This is a genomic window from Methylophilus sp. Leaf416 (assembly GCF_001424665.1).
Taxonomy (GTDB): domain Bacteria; phylum Pseudomonadota; class Gammaproteobacteria; order Burkholderiales; family Methylophilaceae; genus Methylophilus.
Genome location: NZ_LMQS01000003.1, coordinates 145,715 through 165,593, shown reverse-complemented (window position 1 = coordinate 165,593; position 19,879 = coordinate 145,715). Strand labels below are relative to the sequence as shown.

15 protein-coding genes are annotated in these 19,879 nt (G+C 48.5%); 11 read left to right on the top strand and 4 right to left on the bottom strand.

Annotated elements, in window-relative coordinates; genetic code table 11:
• The first annotated feature begins 8 nt into the window (after window positions 1-8).
• From ASG34_RS08710 to ASG34_RS08685, 6 genes are all read left to right on the top strand, one after another.
• The gene (locus ASG34_RS08710) at window positions 9-2,318 is read left to right on the top strand and encodes a L,D-transpeptidase Cds6 family protein (protein ID WP_235559728.1); all 2,310 of its coding nucleotides are present in this window, start codon (window positions 9-11) and stop codon (window positions 2,316-2,318) included.
• Window positions 2,319-2,357: 39 nt separating this feature from the next.
• Window positions 2,358-3,161: a 4-hydroxy-tetrahydrodipicolinate reductase gene (gene dapB / locus ASG34_RS08705; RefSeq protein ID WP_055829588.1), complete on the top strand. Its 804-nt coding sequence runs from the start codon at window positions 2,358-2,360 to the stop codon at window positions 3,159-3,161.
• Between the two features lie 227 nt (window positions 3,162-3,388).
• Window positions 3,389-4,546: a glutamine-hydrolyzing carbamoyl-phosphate synthase small subunit gene (gene carA / locus ASG34_RS08700; protein ID WP_055829583.1), complete on the top strand. Its 1,158-nt coding sequence runs from the start codon at window positions 3,389-3,391 to the stop codon at window positions 4,544-4,546.
• Entirely contained in the window at window positions 4,546-7,761 is a 3,216-nt protein-coding gene (carB, locus tag ASG34_RS08695; protein WP_055829581.1) for a carbamoyl-phosphate synthase large subunit, read from the top strand. The genes carA and carB overlap by 1 nt, the downstream gene beginning before the upstream one ends.
• Before the next feature lie 113 nt (window positions 7,762-7,874).
• Window positions 7,875-8,357 (top strand): transcription elongation factor GreA, encoded by a 483-nt coding sequence (greA, locus tag ASG34_RS08690; RefSeq protein ID WP_055829578.1) that lies wholly within the window; start codon window positions 7,875-7,877, stop codon window positions 8,355-8,357.
• Window positions 8,358-8,415: 58 nt separating this feature from the next.
• The gene (locus tag ASG34_RS08685; protein ID WP_055829575.1) at window positions 8,416-8,871 is read left to right on the top strand and encodes a DUF4149 domain-containing protein; all 456 of its coding nucleotides are present in this window, start codon (window positions 8,416-8,418) and stop codon (window positions 8,869-8,871) included.
• 47 nt (window positions 8,872-8,918) lie between these two features.
• Here the strand turns inward: ASG34_RS08685 and yhbY are convergent, their stop codons facing one another.
• Complete coding sequence (yhbY, locus tag ASG34_RS08680; protein ID WP_055829573.1) at window positions 8,919-9,227, bottom strand: ribosome assembly RNA-binding protein YhbY; 309 nt, start codon at window positions 9,225-9,227, stop codon at window positions 8,919-8,921.
• A 54-nt stretch (window positions 9,228-9,281) separates the two neighbouring features.
• On the opposite strand from yhbY, the gene rlmE reads away from it, so the two are divergent.
• The 5 genes from rlmE to ASG34_RS08655 all read left to right on the top strand — a co-directional run bounded on the left by rlmE (window position 9,282) and on the right by ASG34_RS08655 (window position 14,797).
• Window positions 9,282-9,902 carry a 23S rRNA (uridine(2552)-2'-O)-methyltransferase RlmE gene (rlmE, locus tag ASG34_RS08675; protein ID WP_055829569.1) on the top strand — a complete coding sequence of 207 codons (621 nt, stop codon included), beginning with the start codon at window positions 9,282-9,284 and terminating at the stop codon, window positions 9,900-9,902.
• A gap of 145 nt (window positions 9,903-10,047) precedes the next feature.
• Complete coding sequence (ftsH, locus tag ASG34_RS08670) at window positions 10,048-11,967, top strand: ATP-dependent zinc metalloprotease FtsH (protein ID WP_055829566.1); 1,920 nt, start codon at window positions 10,048-10,050, stop codon at window positions 11,965-11,967.
• 68 nt (window positions 11,968-12,035) lie between these two features.
• Entirely contained in the window at window positions 12,036-12,860 is an 825-nt protein-coding gene (gene folP, locus ASG34_RS08665; protein ID WP_055829563.1) for a dihydropteroate synthase, read from the top strand.
• Between the two features lie 52 nt (window positions 12,861-12,912).
• Window positions 12,913-14,265 carry a phosphoglucosamine mutase gene (gene glmM, locus ASG34_RS08660; RefSeq protein WP_055829560.1) on the top strand — a complete coding sequence of 451 codons (1,353 nt, stop codon included), beginning with the start codon at window positions 12,913-12,915 and terminating at the stop codon, window positions 14,263-14,265.
• A gap of 46 nt (window positions 14,266-14,311) precedes the next feature.
• Complete coding sequence (locus ASG34_RS08655) at window positions 14,312-14,797, top strand: hypothetical protein (protein WP_055829558.1); 486 nt, start codon at window positions 14,312-14,314, stop codon at window positions 14,795-14,797.
• 23 nt (window positions 14,798-14,820) lie between these two features.
• On the opposite strand, the gene ASG34_RS08650 is transcribed toward ASG34_RS08655, so the two are convergent.
• Genes ASG34_RS08650 through ASG34_RS08640 form a run of 3 tightly spaced genes read right to left on the bottom strand, consistent with a single transcriptional unit; the run spans window position 14,821 to window position 19,879 of the window.
• Window positions 14,821-15,657, bottom strand: coding sequence for a mechanosensitive ion channel family protein (locus ASG34_RS08650; RefSeq protein ID WP_055829553.1), 837 nt, complete (start codon window positions 15,655-15,657; stop codon window positions 14,821-14,823).
• A 16-nt stretch (window positions 15,658-15,673) separates the two neighbouring features.
• A complete protein-coding gene (locus ASG34_RS08645; RefSeq protein WP_055829551.1) occupies window positions 15,674-17,626 on the bottom strand; it encodes an alpha-amylase family protein in 1,953 nt (650 codons plus the stop codon).
• Between the two features lie 12 nt (window positions 17,627-17,638).
• On the bottom strand, window positions 17,639-19,879 hold the full coding sequence (locus ASG34_RS08640) for an HAD-IIB family hydrolase (protein WP_082504854.1): 2,241 nt from the start codon (window positions 19,877-19,879) through the stop codon (window positions 17,639-17,641).

Genomic DNA, 19,879 nt, shown 5'->3' with positions numbered 1-19,879 from the left:
TTCCATCCATGAAGCCTTTCAAGATGGAAGTGCAACAGGGGAATGTCGTTACATCGAAAATGCTATTGCAGTTACGCCCGGGTATGACGCGCTCGCAAGTGCGCTACATCATGGGGACACCACTAGTTGTAGATAGTTTCCGTGATAACCGCTGGGATTATTTCTACGAGTTGCGCAAGCAAGGTGCAGTGGTGGAAAAGCGCAGGGTGATTCTCGACTTTGATAAAGATAGTTTAGTAACTGTACGTGGAGATGTCATTCCATCCGCAGAAAATCCGGAAATCAAAACGATTGCCGAAACACCTAAACAAAAAGTGGCCGAGGCGCAAGATCAAAGCTGGTCAGATAAACTCAAATTCTGGAAAAGCGATGAGGCGGCTGGTGCCGCTGCTACAGGAGCAGTTGCTGGCGCAGCAACTGCTGAGTCTGATAAAAATTCTGCAAATGAGCCACAGCCATCCAATGCAGATCAACCAAAGTCCCAGTTGACTACTACACCTGAAGTGCCTGCGACCGCAAAAGCTGCTGAAGTACCTAAAACGCCTGAAGTAGCCAAAGTACCAGAACCTCAAGCTGTCAATGCTGCTGACAATGAAGTTGTGCCATACATTCCTGAAGGTGAGTATTCCGCAGCACCTACCCCGCAAGATATGGCGAAAGGTAATCTGGATGCTTCTGCTAACCAGGTGGCAGATGCTAGCGCACATGCCGTGACCGAAAAAGGGGTGGCACCTAAACCTTCTGAAGTAGTTGAGCCACCGCCGGTGTTTGAGCAAGAGGCAGTGGCTGCGCCTGCCGTAGCTGAGCCTGAGCCAGTATTGCCTCCGCCTGTGAAAGCTTCTCCGCCTTCAGCAGCTGGCAAAAGTGTAGTGGCGCCAGTGACATCGGCTGCAATTGCTACCCCCGCGGTAGTTGCAGTGGCCAAGAATGCTCCTTCAAAATCTACAGAGACTAAAAAAGTTGAAACCAAGCCTGCCGCGACCAAGCCATCAGTCACGCAAGCCCCTGCGACTAAAAAGAATGAGCCAACAATCGTCAAAACACAGCCAACCTCGCCCGACGATGACGAGGTGATCCCTTATATCCCTGAAGGGGAATATGTAGAGCAAGTCATCCCGACTGAAGGGGAGATGATAAAGGGCAATATGGCTGAAGCCAACGCACCGGCTATTGATGCGCAAGCGCACCAAGTGACAGAAAAAGGCGTTGCACCCAAGGTAACTGATGAATCAAACCCTACGTTTATCGCTGAGCAATTGCCGGAACCAGAGCCTGAGCCAGAATTGCCGCCACCACCGCCTAAGCCTGTTGCTAAGCAGAATATTCCACCGGCAGCCATAGCTGCTGCAGCTGAAGCGGCAACCGAAGCTAAGCCCCCGGTTGTTAAACAGGCCGCCGTACCGGTTGCAGAACCAACTGCACAGGCATCAGCCACTAGCGATGCTGGTGTCAATCAATCTGTGGCGGCCTGGGCGCAAGCTTGGAGAAGCAAAGATGTGAATGCCTATTTTGCAGCTTATGCGCCAGAGTTTGTGCCTGATGGTATTGCAAGCAGGAAAGTTTGGGAGGCGCAACGCAGACAACGTCTTTCTTCCAAACAAGGCGAAATCACCCTGGTGTTGAATAACTTGCAGGTACAGCGTGATGGCGGTGAAGCCGTTGTACAGTTTGAGCAGAAATATGCTGCTAAAACTTACAAGGACGAACTGTTGAAAACGCTGGAATTGCGTTATGAGCCGGCTCAAAAACGCTGGTTAATTACACGTGAGCGTACTGCAGCAATAGGGTCTTCTCCAGTACCTGAAGTGGTAGCCTTGCCTAACAAGGCAGAGGTGGCAGTCCCTGCCGCTACCGCTGCAAAAGTGGAAATTCCTGTTGCAACCGAGCCAACTGTTGAAGCCGCGATTGAAACCTGGGCACAAGCCTGGCGCACCAAAAACATTAAAGCCTATCTGGCAGCCTACTCTCCAGATTTTAAACCTGAAGGATTGCCTAGCAAGAGTGCATGGGAAGCACAGCGTAAAAAACGTCTCGCCCCAACTCAAGGCAATATTAGCCTGGAAGTTGATGCGGTGAACGTTGAGCGTAACGGCGATAGCGCAGTGGCCACCTTTAACCAGAAGTATTCAGCCAAGGCTTACCGTGATGTGATGGTTAAAAAGCTGGAGTTTAAACTGGACCCTGCAACACAGACATGGTTAATCGTACGTGAAACTGCTACTTCTGCCACTGAGTTGCCGACCGCTAAGCAACAGGTGATAACGCCTGAAAACAGCCCGGAGCAGTCAGAGCCTGCGGCTGAACAAATCGGGTTTTAAAGAAACCCCGTGTAATTTTAAGAATGTATTGAGCGAGTTATGTTAAAAGTAGTGATTGCAGGCGTGTCAGGCCGTATGGGGCATGCCCTGCTGGATGGTGTGTTTTCCGATAGTAGTTTGCAATTGCATGCTGCATTGGATAGAGCTGGCAGTGGAATGATAGGCCGTGATGCTGGTGAGCAATTTGGTAAAGTCAGCGGTGTAAACATTACTTCAGATATTTCTGCGGCCTTGCAAGGTGCAGACGTGCTGGTTGATTTCACCCGGCCTGAAGCCAGTCTGCAATATTTGCAAGCTTGCCAGCAAGCCAAGGTTAAGTTGGTGATTGGCACAACCGGTTTCAACGAGACTGAAAAAACAGCGATTGAACATGCGGCGCAGCAGACAGGTATTGTGTTTGCCCCGAATATGAGTGTGGGCGTGACCTTGCTGATTAATCTGGTTGAGCAGGCGGCACGCGTATTGAATGATGGTTACGATATTGAAGTGGTTGAAATGCATCACCGTCACAAAGTAGATGCGCCATCCGGAACCGCGTTGCGCTTAGGTGAAGCAGCTGCCAAGGGGATTGATAAAGCATTGAAAGATTGTGCGGTCTACGCACGTGAAGGTGTGACTGGCGAACGTGAAGCCGGCACCATTGGCTTTGCTACCCTGCGTGGTGGCGATGTGGTGGGCGACCACACAGTTGTGCTGGCGGGTACGGGAGAGCGGGTAGAGTTAACCCATAAAGCTTCCAGCCGTGCTACCTTTGCGCAAGGCGCATTGCGTGCTGCCAAATTTCTGGCAGATAAGCCGAGCGGCTTGTTTGATATGCGCGATGTACTCGGTTTTGCTAAATAGATTTTGCGGTGATGTCAGGCAGGTTTTAGCAAAACTAAGTAATTTACATATCTAGCTGCTCTTGAGTGAGTGGTCTTAATAGGCTATAATGCTGCAATTCTGAAACGGGAAGAGTCCAAAAAGCTTTTCCCGTTTTGCACATCTATTCACCGGAGCTTGAATCACCTTCAACCCCCAGGCTGAACCCTCTAAAGGATGTGTTTCGTATCAAACTTAAGGAGCTAAAGGTGTCAAAAACAATTCCAGCGATTTTAGTCTTAGCAGATGGAACTGTTTTTAAGGGCATTAGCATTGGCGCTTCAGGTCATACGACCGGTGAAGTAGTGTTTAACACTTCTATCACTGGTTATCAGGAAATTCTTACCGATCCTTCGTATACCGAACAAATTGTGACACTGACTTATCCTCACATTGGTAACTATGGTACCAATAGTGAAGATGTAGAGTCAGGCAAAGTCTATGCTGCAGGTCTGATCATCCGTGACTTGCCCTTATTGGAAAGCAATTTCCGCAGTGAACAAAATCTTTCAGATTATTTGAAAACTAACAATGTGGTCGCGATTGCCGATATTGACACCCGCAAACTGACGCGCATATTGCGTGAAAAAGGTGCGCAGGCAGGCTGTATTATGGCTGGCGAATCTGTTGATGAGGCGCAAGCTCTCTCATTAGCCACAGGGTTCCCTGGTTTAGCAGGCATGGACCTGGCCAAAGTGGTGAGCTGTAAAGAAACTTACGAATTCACCGAGCCTGAATGGCATTTGGGTAAAGGCTTCAGCAAGACTACTGAGCAGAAGTTTCATGTGGTAGCGTTTGACTACGGCGTTAAACGCAATATCTTGCGCATGCTGGTTTCTCGCGGCTGTAAAGTCACAGTACTGCCAGCCCAAGCGACTGCTGAACAAGCACTGGCTTACAAACCTGACGGTATCTTCCTGACCAATGGTCCTGGTGATCCGGAACCATGTGATTACGCGGTTAAAGCGATTAAAACATTGGTTGATAGTGGTATTCCCACATTTGGTATCTGTTTGGGACACCAGTTACTGGCTTTAGCCAGTGGCGCCAAAACATTGAAGATGAAATTTGGCCACCATGGTGCAAACCATCCGGTGCAAGACGTTGAAACCAAGCGTGTATATATAACCAGCCAAAACCATGGCTTTGCGGCCGACCCATCTACTTTGCCTGCCAATATTAAAGTGACGCATATCTCATTGTTCGACGGCAGCCTGCAAGGTATAGCACGCACAGACAAGCCAGCGTTCAGCTTCCAGGGCCATCCTGAGGCCAGCCCAGGCCCGCAAGAAATGAGCGTGTTGTTTGACCGCTTCATACAGTTAATGCAAGACAGCAAATCAACGCTAGAAAGAAAGTCCAGCTAATGGCAAAGAGAACTGACATTAAAAGTATTCTGATCATCGGCGCCGGTCCGATTGTCATTGGCCAGGCCTGTGAGTTTGACTACTCTGGTGCGCAAGCCTGTAAGGCTCTGCGTGAAGAAGGTTACCGTGTGATTCTGGTGAACTCGAATCCGGCAACCATCATGACCGATCCAGAAATGGCGGATGCGACTTACATCGAGCCGATTACCTGGCAAATCGTCGAGAAAATCATTGAAAAAGAGCGTCCTGATGCGCTGTTGCCTACCATGGGCGGCCAAACCGCTTTGAATTGCGCGTTAGACCTGGACAAGTACGGGGTACTGGAGAAATACAAAGTTGAATTGATCGGTGCTTCAAAAGAAGCGATCGATAAAGCTGAAGACCGTCAAAAATTTAAAGAAGCCATGACCAAAATTGGTTTGGGTTCGGCGCGCTCTGCGATTGCGCATAGCCTGGAAGAAGCACTGCAAGTGCAGGCGACAATTGGTTATCCAGCGATTATCCGTCCTTCCTTCACCATGGGCGGTAGTGGTGGCGGTATTGCCTACAATCGTGAAGAATTTATTGCCATCTGCGAACGTGGCCTGGATGCCTCACCCACTAACGAATTACTGATTGAAGAGTCGTTATTGGGTTGGAAAGAATATGAGATGGAAGTGGTACGCGACAAGGCGGACAACTGCATTATTATCTGCTCGATTGAAAACCTGGACCCGATGGGTGTGCATACCGGTGACAGCATTACAGTTGCGCCAGCGCAAACATTGAGCGACAAAGAGTACCAGATCATGCGTAACGCCTCGTTGGCGGTACTGCGTGAAATCGGTGTTGATACCGGTGGTTCCAACGTACAGTTTGCGATTAATCCAGATGATGGCCGCATGATTGTGATTGAGATGAACCCGCGTGTCTCACGTTCATCTGCATTGGCTTCCAAAGCCACTGGTTTCCCGATTGCAAAAGTGGCTGCCAAGCTGGCAGTCGGCTTTACATTGGATGAGTTACGTAACGAAATTACCGGTGGCCAGACGCCTGCATCGTTTGAGCCTTCTATTGATTATGTTGTAACCAAAGTGCCGCGTTTCGCCTTTGAGAAATTTCCGCAAGCCGATAGCCGCCTCACCACTCAGATGAAATCTGTAGGTGAAGTGATGGCGATGGGCCGCAGTTTCCAGGAATCTTTCCAGAAGGCATTGCGTGGCCTGGAAGTGGGCGTCGATGGTTTGGACAGCTTGACTGATGACAAGGATCGTATCGTTAAGGAAATGGGTGAGCCAGGTCCTGAGCGTATCTGGTATGTGGCTGATGCATTCCGTTTAGGCATGACTACCAACGAGATTTTTGATATCACCAAAATAGACCGTTGGTTCCTGGTGCAAATTGAAGAAATTATCAAACTTGAGCAGTCGCTGATAGGCAAACATATTGCCGATCTGAGTAAAGAAACAGTATTCAGGTTGAAGCGCAAAGGTTTCTCTGACCGTCGTCTGGCCAAGTTGCTGGATACTGACCAGCACGCGGTGCGCGCTTTCCGGCAGGCTTTGGGTGTGCGTCCGGTTTACAAGCGTGTGGATACTTGTGCCGCAGAATTTGCGACCAATACCGCTTATATGTATTCAACCTATGAGGAAGAATGCGAGTCCAACCCAACTGACAAGAAAAAAATCATGGTATTGGGCGGTGGCCCGAACCGTATTGGCCAGGGTATTGAGTTTGATTATTGCTGCGTACATGCGGCTTTTGCGATGCGTGAAGATGGTTACGAAACCATTATGGTTAACTGTAACCCGGAAACCGTGTCTACCGATTACGATACTTCCGACCGCCTGTATTTTGAACCGGTGACGCTGGAAGACGTGCTTGAAATCGTCAATATTGAGAAGCCGGTAGGCGTGATCGTGCAATATGGTGGCCAAACGCCATTGAAATTGGCGCGTGACCTGGAAAAAGCTGGTGTGCCTATCATTGGTACTACTCCAGATGCGATTGACCGTGCCGAAGACCGTGAGCGCTTCCAGCAAATGTTGCACAAGCTAAACCTCAAACAACCACCAAACCGTACTGCGCGTGCGCCTGAAGAAGCGATACGCCTAGCGATGGAAATCGGTTACCCATTAGTGGTACGTCCATCGTATGTGTTGGGCGGCCGCGCGATGGAAATCGTGCATGAGCAAAGTCAGCTTGAGCGTTATATGCGCGAAGCGGTGAAAGTGTCTAACGAATCACCGGTATTGCTGGATCGTTTCCTCAATGACGCGATTGAAGTAGATGTGGATGCGCTAAGCGATGGCGAAGATGTATTGATCGGCGGCATTATGCAGCACGTGGAGCAAGCAGGGGTGCACTCCGGTGACTCAGCCTGTTCATTGCCACCTTACAGTTTGAGCGACGAATTGCAGGATGAATTGCGTAGCCAAACTGTCCAGATGGCGAAAGCATTAGGCGTGAAAGGCCTTATGAACGTGCAGTTTGCCGTGCAGAACACTGAGCAGGGTGAAGTGGTGTATGTGCTGGAAGTGAACCCGCGTGCTTCACGTACCGTACCGTTCGTCTCCAAGGCTTGTGGTTTGCAACTGGCAAAAATCGCCGCGCGCTGTATGGCGGGTCAATCACTGAAGTCACAAGGGGTGACCAAAGAGGTGATTCCGCCTTACTACTCAGTGAAAGAGGCGGTATTCCCATTCATCAAATTCCCAGGAGTAGATACCATCCTCGGGCCTGAGATGAAATCGACTGGTGAAGTGATGGGTGTAGGCAACACGTTTGCCGAAGCATTCGTCAAATCACAATTAGGTGCTTCAGTGAAAATGCCTACCGGTGGCCGTGCTTTCATCAGTGTGCGTAATGAAGATCACCGTAAGGTTATTGATATCGCCAAAGATCTGGTTAGCCTGGGCTTTACCATCGTGGCGACCAAAGGTACTGCGCGGGCTTTGTCCGAGCAGGGTCTGGATGTGACGCCGGTGAACAAGGTAGCCGAAGGTCGTCCGCATATTGTTGACATGATCAAGAACAATGAAATCAGCCTGATTGTGAATGTGACCGAAGACAAAAAAGCAATCACCGATTCATATGAGATCCGTCGTAGTGCCTTGCAAAACAAGGTTACCTACTACACCACATTGGCTGGCGCCCGTGCTGCCTGTATCGGTATGGCACAAAGCAAGGACATGGATGTGTATTCGGTGCAAGACTTGCACAAACGTCTGGCATAACTTACACTGAGGTCATTGCATTAAGAAATATTGCACTGACTGTTATTGAAATAAGCCACGCTCGACCGGGTGTGGTTTATTTTTTTTATACTAATTTTTTCAAGGTTTTCGTTATGGCAGTAAATCAATTTCCTGTGACCGTGCTTGGTGCAGAATTATTAAAAGAAGAATTACAACGTCTTCGCGCGGTTGATCGCCCGAATATTATTCAGGCAATTGCTGAGGCGCGTGCGCAGGGTGATTTGTCAGAAAATGCAGAATACGAAGCGGCTAAAGAACGCCAAAGCTTTATTGAGGGTCGCATTTCCGAATTGGAAGCCAAACTTTCCAACCTGCAGATTATTGACCCGGCGACATTAAATGCAGAAGGCCGCGTGGTATTCGGGGCGACCGTACGTTTTGAAGACCTGGACTCAGGCGACAGCAAAATCTACCAAATTGTGGGTGAAGATGAAGCAGATATCAAAAATGGCAAAATCTCGGTGAGTTCACCGATTGCACGTGGCCTGATCGGTAAATCCGAAGGCGAAGTGGCGGAAGTGCAATCTCCAGGTGGGATTAAAGAGTACGAAATTATAGAAGTACTTTATAAATAGTATTTATTGAAATACTCATCCAACTTAGTAAGTTTCTTTCAACACAAGGGAAGCGCAAATGGCATCTAAAGCTGGATTTACCGGATGGTTAACTCCGGTGCTGCTCACATTATGGGTAGGTGCGTTGTGGATGACGGGTATCACTGCCAGTGTGCTGTTCCAGAATATTGTTGATCGGCAACTGGCCGGGCTGGTTGCAGGCAAGCTGTTTACCATTGTCAGTTATATCGGTATTGTCAGCGGTTTGTGGTTGCTGGTGCAGCGCTTGGCAGCAGATGGCTTTTCAGCTTTCAAGCAAAGCCTGTTCTGGATAGTGTTGATAATGTGGGTGCTGGTATTGGTAGGCGAGTTCGGTATTCAACCATTGTTAGCGCAACTGAAAGCCAGCGCCCTGCCTAAAGATGTCATGCAGAGTGTATTTGCAAGTCGCTTTAAAACCTGGCACGGGATTGCAAGTGTTGCTTACTTGGCAGAGTGTGTGCTCGGGTTGTGGCTGGTCATTAAATCCAGATAACAAAAACGCGCAATAAATGCGCGTTTTTTAATCAGCCAATCAGCTTGTTATAATTTTGGGATAACAATTTTCGCTGACGCTTTAACGGTGTCGCTAGCACGATAAAACACCAATTGTTTACCGATATGATGCACCACAACTGCATTCACCTTGCTGGCGATTTCATCCAGCATAGCTTTACGTGACGCGCGGTCATCACCTGAAACCTGCACCTTAATTAATTCATGCGCATTCAGGTTGAGGTCAATCTCTTTTAATACAGATTCAGTCAGCCCGTTGTTGCCAATCATGACCACTGGATTAAGCGTGTGGGCCAGCCCACGTAAATGCGCGATTTGTTTACTATTTAATTGCATAAAAGCATTCCTTCAAGACAACCTCTATTTTAGCACGAAGCCAATACTCACCCTATGAAACCTTCTAAAACCAGCAAGGCATGGATGCAAGAGCATCTGAATGACGAGTACGTCAAACGTGCACAAAAAGAGGGCTACAGGGCGCGTGCAGCTTATAAACTGCTGGAAATCGATGACAAAGATAAATTAATTAAACCGGGTATGACCATCGTTGACCTCGGTTCTACCCCGGGCAGCTGGTCCCAGGTCGCCGTGCAACGCCTGAAAGGGCAGGGGCGGGTGATTGCACTCGATATCCTGGAAATGCATCCTATTCCGGGCGTAGAGTTTATTTGCGGTGATTTCCGTGAGGAAACCGTACTCAAACAACTGGAAGCAAGTCTGAATAATAAGTTGGTCGATTTAGTGATTGCAGATATGGCCCCGAATATGAGCGGCCTTAAAGATGTCGATCAGGCAGGCGCAACTTACCTGACTGAACTGGCATTGGAATTTTGTAAAGATTGGTTGAAACCGGGCGGACATATTCTGGTCAAAGTGTTCATCGGCAGCGGATTTGATGAATTAATCAAACAAATGCGCAGCCAGTTTGAAAAAGTCGTCACCCGCAAACCCAAAGCTTCACGAGATCGCAGTAGTGAAGTCTATTTGCTGGGATTACATCGAAAACCTTGAAATGCAATGGTTTTCGGTGTTTAGTTTCGTCGCAAAACCAAAAAATTGTGTATACAATACAATTAAGGCTTGAATTTTTTGGCTTTGCCTCCATAGTCACTTGTAGGGATATTCCCGGCCTTCTGTTTTTAGTTAAGGAACCATCTTGAACAATCTATTGAAGAATATCGCGATTTGGGTAGCTATCGCCTTGTTGTTGATGACGGTATTTAATCAATTCAACGGCACCAGCAAGAATAGCGGTCAGGTGGTTTACTCACAATTTATGCAAGAGGTGAGAGATGGCCGCGTGGCAAAAGTCCAGATTGATGGGCGTAATTTGCATGTGACTACCAATGAAGGTAAAAATTATGACACCTTCACGCCTTCCGACCCATGGTTGGTCTCAGATTTATTAAAAAATAACGTCATTGTTGACGCTAAACCAGAAGAACGCGAATCTATGCTCATGAGCATTTTCGTATCCTGGTTCCCGATGATTTTGCTGATTGGCGTCTGGATTTTCTTTATGCGCCAAATGCAGGGCGGTGGTAAGGGCGGTGGTCCATTCTCATTCGGCAAGAGCAAAGCGCGTCAATTGGACGAGTCCAATAACAGCACTACCTTTGCAGATGTGGCTGGATGCGACGAAGCCAAAGAAGAAGTCTCGGAGCTGGTTGAGTTTCTTAAAGATCCTAGCAAGTTCCAGAAACTGGGTGGCCGTATTCCCCGTGGTGTATTAATGGTCGGCCCTCCAGGCACTGGTAAAACCTTATTGGCACGTGCCATTGCCGGTGAAGCTAAAGTACCATTTTTCAGCATTTCTGGGTCTGACTTCGTTGAAATGTTTGTCGGTGTAGGTGCTGCGCGTGTACGCGACATGTTTGAAAATGCCAAGAAAAATGCGCCTTGTATCATCTTTATTGATGAAATTGATGCAGTTGGTCGTCATCGTGGTGCCGGTACTGGTGGTGGTAACGATGAACGTGAACAGACACTGAACCAGATGCTGGTTGAGATGGATGGTTTTGAAGCTAACTCCGGTGTGATTGTGATCGCTGCGACTAACCGTGCAGATGTACTGGATAAAGCATTGTTACGTCCTGGTCGTTTTGACCGGCAGGTAATGGTTGGCTTGCCAGACATTAAAGGCCGTGAGCAGATTCTGAACGTACATATGCGCAAAGTGCCGATTGATCCGGATGTTAAGGCTGATATTCTGGCCCGTGGTACGCCTGGCTTCAGTGGTGCAGATCTGGCTAACCTGGTGAATGAAGCAGCATTATTCGCAGCTCGCCGTAACAAGCGCACTGTAGACATGCAAGACTTTGAAGATGCCAAAGATAAAATCTTCATGGGTCCTGAGCGTAAATCTATGGTCATGCGTGAAGAAGAGCGTTTGAACACGGCTTACCATGAGTCTGGTCATGCTGTTGTTGCCAAGTTGTTGCCTACTGCTGATCCTGTGCATAAAGTCACCATCATGCCGCGTGGCTGGGCTTTGGGTTTAACCTGGCAACTGCCAGAGCATGATCGTATCAGCAACTACAAAGACAAAATGTTGCATGATATTTCCATTCTGTTCGGCGGCCGTATTGCTGAAGAAATTTTCATGCATCAGATGTCAACCGGTGCTTCAAACGACTTTGAACGTGCAACCAAACTGGCGCGTGATATGGTGACCAAATACGGTATGTCTGATAGCTTGGGGACTATGGTCTATGCAGGTAGCGAGCAGGATTCATGGATGGGCAGCATGTCTTCCCGCACCGTGTCTGAAGCTACCCAGCAAAAAGTGGATGCTGAAATCCGCCGTATTCTGGATGAGCAATATGCACTTGCCCGCAAACTGCTTGAAGACAACCGCGATAAAGTGGAAGCCATGACCAAAGCATTAATGGAAATGGAAACCATCGATGCAGACCAGATAAACGACATCATGGCTGGGTTGCCAGTGCGTCCAGCCAAGCCAAAAAATGGCCCAACTGTGACGACAAGTGGTGGTAGTGGAACTGGTGGTGCTGTGGTAAATACGTCGCCACAACCTACTGCAAAAACTGAGGAAAATGATTTAAAACATCAATAGACTCGGGGCTTAAGTTAGAATGTAAAGGCTGGCTTTGCCAGCCTTTATTTTTTTATAGAATTGTTTATATGCAGTTTCGTTGCGGCGCATTTACATTAGATCTTAACACCCCCCAGGTGATGGGTATCATCAATGTCACACCGGATTCTTTCTCGGATGGTGGGCAATATTCGCAGACAAATTCCGCTGTAACGCATGCCCTTAAGTTGATTGAAGACGGCGCTGCCGTGCTGGACATAGGCGGAGAATCTACCCGCCCCAATGCCACACCGGTGCCATTGGAAGAAGAATTGCAGCGTGTGATTCCGGTCATTGAGGCATTAGTCTCAGAAAATATTCCGGTGCCGATTTCAATTGATACATATAAGCCTGCCGTGATGAAGGCGGCTATGGATGCCGGTGCCAGTATCGTCAATGATGTGCGTGCCTTATTAGAGCTCGATGCATTGCAGATTGTTGCAGGCAGCAACGCTGGCGTGTGCCTGATGCATATGCAGGGCACCCCCCAGACCATGCAGGAAAATCCACATTATGAAAATGTGGTTGCTGAAGTCAAAGCGTTTTTACGCCTCCGACGCGATGCCTGCCTGATAGCTGGCATTCCACAGGATCGCATTTTGCTCGACCCTGGATTTGGCTTTGGTAAAACGCGCGCGCATAATATTACCTTGGCTAAATCCCTGGCCGATTTGCTGGATCTGGATTGCCCGCTTTTAGTTGGGTTATCGCGCAAATCGGTATTAGGGCAGGTGACCGGCAATGATGTCGATGCCCGCTTGTATGCAAGCATCGCTGCGGCAGTTGCTAGCGCCATGCAGGGCGCACATCTGTTGCGCGTGCATGATGTCAAGGCCACTGTAGAGGCCTTAAAAATTGTCACAGCGCTAAAGTAAATCAAAAACAAACTTAGCATAAACCGAGAGTAAAACAGGGAAATTATTAAGTATGAGCAAACAGTATTTCGGCACCGATGGCATTCGTGGGCGTGTAGGTGAGTCAGTCATCAATCCCGAATTCGTCATGAAGCTTGGTTATGCGGCAGGGCGCGTATTGGCTAGCCAGGAGCAGCTACCTAATGGGCAACGTCCCACCGTGTTGATAGGTAAGGACACGCGTATTTCAGGTTATATGCTGGAAGCGGCGCTGGAAGCGGGATTATCTGCGGCAGGCGTTGATGTGCTGTTGACCGGGCCTATGCCAACGCCAGCAGTGGCTTATCTGACCCGGGCCTTACGCGCACAGGCTGGCATCGTCATCTCTGCTTCGCACAACCCCTATTACGACAACGGGATCAAGTTCTTCTCAGCCCAGGGTACAAAACTGGCCGATGATGTTGAATATGCGATTGAAGCTGAAATAGCCAAACCGATGCAGGTGATGGAATCAGCCAATCTGGGTAAAGCCAAACGTGTCGATGATGCGGCCGGGCGCTATGTTGAGTTCTGTAAAAGCACTTTCCCTAGCCACCTCGATTTGCGAGGCCTGAAAATTGTACTCGATTGCGCACACGGCGCTACCTACCATGTGGCACCTGATGTGTTTCATGAACTGGGCGCTGAAGTCATTTCCATAGGCAACCAGCCGGATGGGCTCAATATTAACGAGCAAGTAGGCTCTACTCATCCTCAGGCCTTGCAAAAAGCCGTGGTTGAACAGCAGGCTGATCTTGGCATCGCTTTTGATGGCGACGGTGACCGCGTCATGATGGTCGATGGTGCCGGCAATTTGCTGGATGGTGACCAGTTGCTCTATATCATTGCCATGGGGCTATATGCCAAAGGCAAACTCAAAGGTGGCGTGGCGGGCACACTCATGACCAACCTGGCATTGGAACATGCACTGCAAAAACACCAGATCCCGTTTGGACGCGCTAAAGTCGGTGACCGCTATGTGCTCGAACTACTGCAAAGCAGAAACTGGAAACTGGGCGGGGAAAATTCCGGCCATATCCTGACCCTGGATAAACACAGCAGTGGGGACGCCATCATTGCATCTTTACAGGTATTGCATTCCCTACGTGAAAGTGGCAAAACGCTACTGGAGCTGGGCGCTGGTCTTGCCCTGTACCCGCAAGTATTAATCAATGTGACGACCAGTCAGAAGCTCGATCTGGAGCAAGCTGCGGTCCAGCAAGCCGTTAAGCAGGCAGAAAATGCACTTAATGGTGAAGGCCGTGTCCTACTACGGGCTTCCGGCACTGAGCCGAAAATTCGCGTCATGGTCGAGGGCTTAAACCATGCCGTGGTACAAGCGCAGGCTGAAACGCTCGCTACGGTTATCCGCCAACTGGCTGCTTAATTTCAGAGGTTTGATTTTAAAAGTTTGATTTCAGAGGAAAACATGCATGGATACTTTTAGTCACGCGCTCTGGGGCTATGGCCTGTTTGGTATACGCAAATACCCTAAATTTGCGGCACTGATGGGTGCCATGCCAGACCTGATTTCATTTGGCGCCCTCATGCTCACTCGTGTGATTGATGGCACTTATCGATGGGGAAAGCCAGCGCTGGCAACATTACCTGCCTGGATATATCCGGCGTATACCATAGGCCATAGTTTCGTGATTGCTTTTACTGTGATTGGCCTGGTTGCCATCTGGCGTAAGGATATTGCGTTCGCGATGCTGGGCTGGCCGTTTCATATCACGCTGGATTTTCCGTTCCATAGCCTGGAGTATTTCCCCACTCCCATGTTCTGGCCGATTTCAGATTACAAGATTGACGGTATTCCCTGGTCAAACTGGTATATCTGGTTCCCAAATGTGGCTGGTATTATTTTATTGCTGGCTTACCGTCAGCGTCAGAAGAAAAAACGCCTGACCGGACTTTAAGTTGTCCGTCAGGGCATTTTCATCTAAGAATTAGGTTTTAATTCGATCTGTTGCTGGTTAAAGGCAAGTCTAATACGTTTGAAGTATTCGCGCTTGACCGCTACTTTCTCCTGCGGCAACACCTCAAAGCGGCAACGAATAACGACTGCTGAATCGGTCAGCTTATCCAGATCGGTGATCTCTGCCGGCGCAATGATTTTGTTTTTAAATACAGGGTCCTTATACAGATTATCTGCGACTTCCTGCATGATCTGAAATGCCTCAGGAATGTTTGCATCGTAATCCAAGATTACTTCAACCACCGCATAAGAAAAGTCGCGTGAACGGTTGGTCACTGTCAGAATCTGCCCATTTGGCACATAATGCACATTACCGTCATCGTCGCGCATTTTAATGTAGCGCAGCGTAATGGCTTCCACCTGACCGGATTTGCCCGCTACCTCAATCACGTCATCTTTACGGATCTGGTTTTCCAGCAACAGGAAGAAACCGGTGAAATAATCCTTCACCAGGCTTTGCGCACCGAAACCAATCGCCAGTCCAACCACACCAGCTGCCGCTAATACCGGGGCAATCGAAATACCCAATTCATGCAGCACTTCAACGATAGTGATGGCAATGATGACTGTGGTGATAATGTAGCGAAGCACCATGGTCACTGTATTGATACGCTTCACTTCTTCCACATGATTCACCGCTTTATTGCTCAGGTTTTCACGCAAGGCATCTAACGCCCGTTTGCTAACGCGATTGAGGAAATAGGCAATCGCAATAATGAGTGCGATACGCAGCAGGGTTTTGGTCAGTATCAGGGCTTCTGCCGGATTAGCGATTCCAAAATATGTAAACCATTCAGTCATTGAGTTTCTTTCTGTATTAAGCAGCCAGCCAGTAAGCTGTCAGTTTAGGCAGGACAATGGCGTCATCTTCAATCTGTACGGCCTGGCCACTGCATAAATCTATCAATCTGCCTTCAGCTTTGTGCAACCCTTTTTGTTTGAACAAGTGCAACGCAGCGCGTTGGGGATGCACATCAAAATTAGCAATCACCACTACGCTAGGATTCATGCCGGTTTGTACGTAACGATGGAAGGCAAATAAATGCGGATTAATCATATCGATCAGGTCGCGGTTATTTAAATCGGCAAATGCAGAAATCTCTTTACGGATAGCGATCATCTGCTTGATCTGGCTGAACAGGCGTTGTTGCACCGTACCCGGTTCGTTCCTGAGCGCCATCATGTCCCAATCCAGTGTTGGGCGATGCACCCAGCGGTTATCATGCATTTTGGAAGAGTCTTGCAGGTAACCGTCATTGTTCAGAGTACCTACAGAGTCGCCATAATAAATCAGTGGAATACCTCCAAATGACATGATCAGGTTATGTAGCAGGACAATAGTGAGGATGGCATTATCGACTGCCGGCTGGTCCTTATTCGCCAGTGCGGTTTCAAGCCCGGCCAGGGACGCCAGAGCGCCGGAAATACGCGCATCACCGGTTTTACGGTTCACGCCAAACGCAAAGCCTCGTGCATTGGAATCAGGGTATTGCCCAGTGTAGTAATCGACCAGGAAACGACGGTGTGAAACCGGGTCAAAACCGGAAGCGATAATTGCCTGGTCGCTAAAGCCAAGACCGATATCGTCATGGCAACGTACATAATTCAACCAGGTCGCCCGGTCCAGTTTTTCCGGCAGATCTTTGACACCGTTGGTCAGTAATACCGTATTTTTGGTCGCAACTGCATCCCATAACAGGGCCATAAAGGTAGCGTTATAGGCGATTTCACATTCCTTGGCATTGACCGCATCCTCACCAAAGTATTTGATGATTTCAAGCGGAGCCACAATCGCCTCTGCAATAAAGATCACACCAGGTGCAGTGACCTGGCAACAGTCTTTGAGCAGTTGCAGGATTAAGTGCGCTTCACGTTCATTCTGGCTGGTGCTGCCTATTTTTTTCCACAGGAAAGCGACCGCATCCAGCCGCAGGATATCGACGCCTTTATTGGCCCAGAACAGGATGATGTCGACCATTTCAATCAGTACTGCCGGATTGGTGTAGTTCAGGTCCCATTGGTAATTATTGAATACCGTCATTACCCATTTGCCGGTTTCCTCGTTATAAGTAAAACTACCAGGCGCATGCTCGGGAAACACTTCCGGCATGGATGCTTCAAACATATCCGGTATCGTGCGGTCAGGATACATATAGTAATAATCCTGGTAATGCTGATCGCCACTCTTCGCTTTCAAGGCCCAGGCATGTTCATCAGAAGTATGGTTCACCACAACATCGAGGGTCAGCAAGGTATCGCATTGCTGCATGGCAGTGATTAATTGCTCCAAGTCCTCCATTGTGCCGTAGCGAGGATCTACTTTGCGGAAATCACGCACTGCATAACCACCATCATTGGCCTGTTCAGGGCAATCGCAAATCGGCAGGATATGGACCAGGTTTACACCTAACTCCTGAAAATAGGTCAGCTTGTCTTTCATATTCGCCAGGTCACCGGCAAAACCTTCGCAATACAAGGCCATACCAACCAGCTTCTGCTGCATGAACCAGTCGTGATTTTTTTCACGCTCCAGGTCTTTGGCTTTTAAATGTGGTGCACGGTTGGCATATTGCTCAGAAAGTACCGAGACCAGGTTTGCAAGCTGAGCTTTGAAATCCTCCCGCTGACCATATAAATGTTGAAATAAAGAATAGATGGCGTAAAAGTTAGCGCCCAGGCGAGTATAAAAATGTTGCCCATCGCTGGCAGCCGGTTGTTTATGTTGCGTCAGGATGTCATTCAATAAAGAATGCGAAATTTGTTCGTACATGATGAGTGCTCCCTAAGTCACTTTTTCAACGTTATCGGACGTTTTCTTGGTTGTGGGTTTCCTCTTTGTAGGGTGTTCCTCTTTGTGCTTCCCATTCGCTGGCATACCAAACTTGTAATGTTGCATGCCTTCCAGAATGCCGTGCGCATAGCTTGCCTCTGCAAAATAAATCCGGTTAACGCCCTTAAGGTGATTGAGCTCTTCACTATGATTGCCAACGACCACTGCCATGGTATCGCCCATCAACATTTCAATGTCATTGCCGGAGTCACCCGAAACCAGGAAGTTAGCCAGTGGTATGCCCCATTTATAGGATAAATAGCGGATGGCATGACCTTTTGAAGCACGCATCGGCAATAAATCCAGAAACTCACCATGCGAATAAATGACTTGCGCGTGCAAATGCTCTTTGCGTAAATGCGCATGAATTTCATCTAACGATGGCATTTTTTTGTCATCGACAATGTAAGAGATTTTGAATTCACGCTGGTTTTCAGCGGATTGCAATTTAATGCCGGGTATCTTCTTCATCGCTTCCAGTAAATAGTCGCGACGCCATAAATGACGAATATGATTTGCCCAGCCTACATCGGGGATGCTGCGTAAACCGTAATGGATTTCCGAGCCTACAGAAGTGATTAATACATCAGGAATCGGAATACGGTTTTTGCGTAGAATTTCAATGGCGCTTTCCAGAGGCCTGCCGGTCGCGATACCGAATATGTTATAGCCGGAGTTAGCCCGTAACCAGGCTACCAGCGCTTCATGCCCTTCACGGTTGCCCAATAAAGTGTTATCTATATCGGTAATAAAAGCATACTGCGCTAATGGAATTTGGGATTTGCCGTTATGGGCAGCAATCTGTTTCCTGCGCAGATTTTTGCGCTGTTTGCGTAATAGATTGCGTACTTCTTTAATATATTTATCGACATGTCCGGCCCAGGTATAGTGGCGTTTTACGTTAAGCACGCCACTTTTGGACCATTTACTCCAGCGACGCTTATCAGTCAGCGCAGAAAGTAAAGTTTCGCCTATCGTATTGCTATCGAGGGTATTTACCAGCAAACCGTGATGGCAGTTGCCTAAAATATCACGTGGACCGCCATCATCCGGTGCAATCACGGGCAGGCCACAAGCCGCTGCTTCAAGCAGCGTTAAACCAAATGGCTCGGTAAACGCCGCATTAATAAAAACGCCACGGCTTTTTGCTGCCATGCGATAGATTTCCGGGACATCTTCCTGCGCATGGTTTTTTGGAATCGCTACTTTTCCCCATAAATCATAAGTATCTATATCCAATAACAAGTCAGTCAGCACGGCCGCTTGCGATTTATCCAGATCACGAATGTTTTCCCTGCTACCTGCAATCAGCACCAGATTGGCACGCCGTTGCAACGCAGGGTTATTGCCGTAAGCTGCGATTAAACCCTTGATATTTTTGCGCACCTCTGGTCGGCAAATACATAGGATCATCGGCTTTTTAGGATTGTCCAAAAAACGGTTAATGCTTTGTTCAACATGAGGGGCAATCGGACGTCTGCCAGGCGGCAAAAATTTAGAGGTATCAGTGCCGGGCGGGATGACGCGGAAACGTTTGGGGTCGGGGCGGGTATACATGCCATATTGCAACTCTACTTCCTGCCGGGTGCTCGTCACAATCAGCGAGGCATGTTGTACCAGGGCTTCTTCCTCAGTAATACGTTTTTCAAAGTTGAATTGCTTTTCGATTTTTTCCGCTTTGCGACCACTGGAAAGCAAACGCTCCTGTTTGGGTTTGCCAAGCGAATGGCCGGTATGAATTTGCGGAATCCCCAATAACATCGAGAGCTGGCGACCCACATAGCCAGCATCGGCATAATGTGAATGAATCACATCAGGCAAGCGGCCTTGCTGACGTAAATAATGCAGGCAACGATCTACCATCTGGTCCAGATGCGGCCACAGCGCTTCTTTACGCATATACCGTTTTGGCCCGCAAGGTACACGGATAATACGTGCTTTATCGCTGATTTTCTCCTCAGGTTGCGCATAGTCGTCGCTCACGTCAGGGTCTTCAATGAGGCGAGTCAATAAATCCACCTTGCCCACTTGTGGATGTTCAGCCAACGCCTTGGCGAGGTCAAGCACATAAGTACACTGGCCACCGGTATCCGCGTCTACACCAAGCTCCAGCTCCTCGCCACGGATCAAGCCATGGACGCTGATAAGTAGTACATATAAAGGATCATTTTTTTGTTGAGGTTGTGCACGCAT